General features: G+C 66.2%; 3 protein-coding genes. 2 read left to right on the top strand and 1 reads right to left on the bottom strand.

Going from position 1 to position 2,399, the window contains the following annotated elements:
• Together Q1J95_RS15645 and pdxY are read left to right on the top strand one after the other, a co-directional pair.
• Positions 1–970: aminotransferase class I/II-fold pyridoxal phosphate-dependent enzyme (locus Q1J95_RS15645; RefSeq protein ID WP_300269364.1), on the top strand; the 970-nt coding region annotated here is incomplete at its 5' end.
• A 46-nt stretch (positions 971–1,016) separates the two neighbouring features.
• Positions 1,017–1,868, top strand: coding sequence for a pyridoxal kinase PdxY (gene pdxY / locus Q1J95_RS15640; RefSeq protein WP_300269361.1), 852 nt, complete (start codon positions 1,017–1,019; stop codon positions 1,866–1,868).
• A 123-nt stretch (positions 1,869–1,991) separates the two neighbouring features.
• Here the strand turns inward: pdxY and Q1J95_RS15635 are convergent.
• Positions 1,992–2,399: HIT domain-containing protein (locus Q1J95_RS15635; RefSeq protein ID WP_300269358.1), on the bottom strand; the 408-nt coding region annotated here is incomplete at its 5' end.

Genomic DNA, 2,399 nt, shown 5'->3' with positions numbered 1-2,399 from the left:
GGGCCGCCCCGTACTGTATGGCGAGCCCGTCATCGACCCCGCTCTGGCGGCCTGGTCACGCTCCTGGATCGGGGCAGATCTTCCGGCCGCAGACTTCCGCATCACGGTGACCAGCGGAGCTGTCGACGCCGTCGAGCGCCTCCTCGCGCAGGCCCTGACGCGAGACGATGCGGTTGCCCTCGAAGACCCCTGTTTTCTCGCCAGCATCCACACCGTGCGATTGGGAGGCTACCGCGCGGTGCCGGTCGCGGTCGATGACGAGGGCATGACCGTCGACGGGCTCAACGCAGCGCTCGACGCCGGTGTGCGCGCGGTCATCTGCACACCACGTGCGCAGAACCCGACCGGAGCAAGCCTCTCCTCCGAACGCGCTGCCGCGCTGCGCGCAGTGCTGGCCGAGCATCCGTATGTCCTCATCATCGAAGACGATCACTTCTCGATGCTCTCGGATCGGCCCTATGAGAGTCTGATCGGTCCGAATCACCGCCGTTTCGCGCTGCTGCGGTCGGTGTCGAAGTTCCTCGGGCCCGACATGTGTCTCGCGATCGCGGCGACAGACCCCGAGACGGCTGATCGCCTGGCGATGCGTCTGAGTCCCGGCACGACCTGGGTGAGCCATCTGCTGCAGCGTCTGGCCGTTGGCTTGCTCGACGACGATTCCGTGCGCTCCGAGATCACAGATGCCGGTCGACACTATGCCGCGCGCAACAGGGCGTTCGCCGAGAGGCTCCGCGAACGCGGTCTGATCGCGAATTACTCGGACGGAATGAACCTCTGGGTCGAGTTGCCCGTCGCCGCCGACGTGGCCGCAGAGCGACTCATGCGACGCGGGTGGCTGGTACGCACGGGCGACAGATTCCTGCTGAGCGGGCGTGATGGGCCGTCGCGTCATCTTCGACTGACGGTGCACGATCTGTCTGAGACGGATGCCGAGCAGCTGGTCGCCGACATCGACGCATCCGTCCAGTGAGCCGGAGCGCGTGCGCGCGAAGCTCCGGCAGTGAGAAGATCGAAGGATGACGATCCTCTCCATCCAGTCTGCTGTCGCCTACGGGCATGTCGGAAACTCGGCCGCGGTGTTCCCTCTTCAGCGCATCGGTGTCGACGTGCTGCCGGTGTACACCGTGAACTTCTCGAACCACACCGGCTATGGTGCCTGGCGCGGGCCGCTGATCGATCCGAGTGACGTGCGCGATGTCATCACCGGGATCGAAGAGCGCGGCGCGTTCGCCGACGTCGAGGCCGTGCTGTCGGGCTATCAGGGTGGAGAAGGGATCGCGGACGTCATCATCGACGCCGTCGCGCGGGTGAAGGCGGCTCACCCCTCGGCGGTGTACGCCTGCGACCCGGTCATGGGAAATGCGAAATCCGGATGCTTCGTAGCCCCGGCCATCCCCGATCTGCTGCGCGAGCGCGTGGTTCCCGTCGCGGACATCATCACCCCGAACCAGTTCGAACTCGGATATCTGACCGGCACCGAACCCGACACGCTGGAGTCGACGCTCGCATCCGTGGATGCGGCGTTCGCGATGGGGCCGCAGACCGTGCTTGTTACGAGCGTCGAGCGTCCCGACCGCGAAGAGGGAACGATCGAGATGCTCGCGGCCGACCAGACGGGCGCTTGGATCGTTCAGACACCGCACCTGCCGTTGAAGGCCAACGGCTCAGGCGATGTCACCGCTGCGCTGTTCACCGCCCACTATGTGTCGACAGGCAGTGCCCAAGTGGCGCTGGAGCGCACCGCCTCGAGCGTGTTCGACCTGCTGCAGCTGACGCTGGACTCGGGCGCGCGAGAATTGCAGCTCATCGAAGCGCAGGAGCACTACGCGCACCCGCGCATGCAGTTCACCGCCCGCCAGGTGCGCTGAACCGCCCGCTCCGCTTCCTGAGCCTGTCGTTCCGCTCCCTGAGCCTGTCGAAGGGTCGGAACCCCGCTCCCTGAGCTTCCGCCCGTCCGCTCCCTGAGCCTGTCGAAGGGTCGGAACCCCGCCTCACGTCGTCGGCCACGCCCCGGCGACGGCGTCGCGCACTTCGCCAAGCAACTGCGGCAGAGCCTTGGTCTTCGCGATGATCGGGAAGAAGTTCGCGTCCGATTTCCACCGCGGCACGATGTGCTGGTGAAGGTGCGCATCCACACCGGCACCCGCGACGGCGCCCTGGTTCATGCCGAGGTTGAAGCCGTCGCAGTTGGACACCTCGCGCAGCACCCGCATGCCGATCTGCGTCAAGGCGCCGATTTCAGCGACTTCCGCATCCGACGCCTGATCGTACGTCGCGATATGGCGGTACGGGCAGACGAGGAGATGGCCCGAGTTGTACGGGAAGAGGTTTAGCAGCACATACGCGGCCTCACCGCGGGCAACGATGAGTCGCTCATTGTCGGCGTGCTTCGGCGCCTC

The sequence above is a fragment of the Microbacterium sp. genome (genome assembly GCF_029263575.1).
Lineage (GTDB): Bacteria > Actinomycetota > Actinomycetes > Actinomycetales > Microbacteriaceae > Microbacterium.
This window is presented reverse-complemented; position numbering and strand designations above follow the sequence as displayed.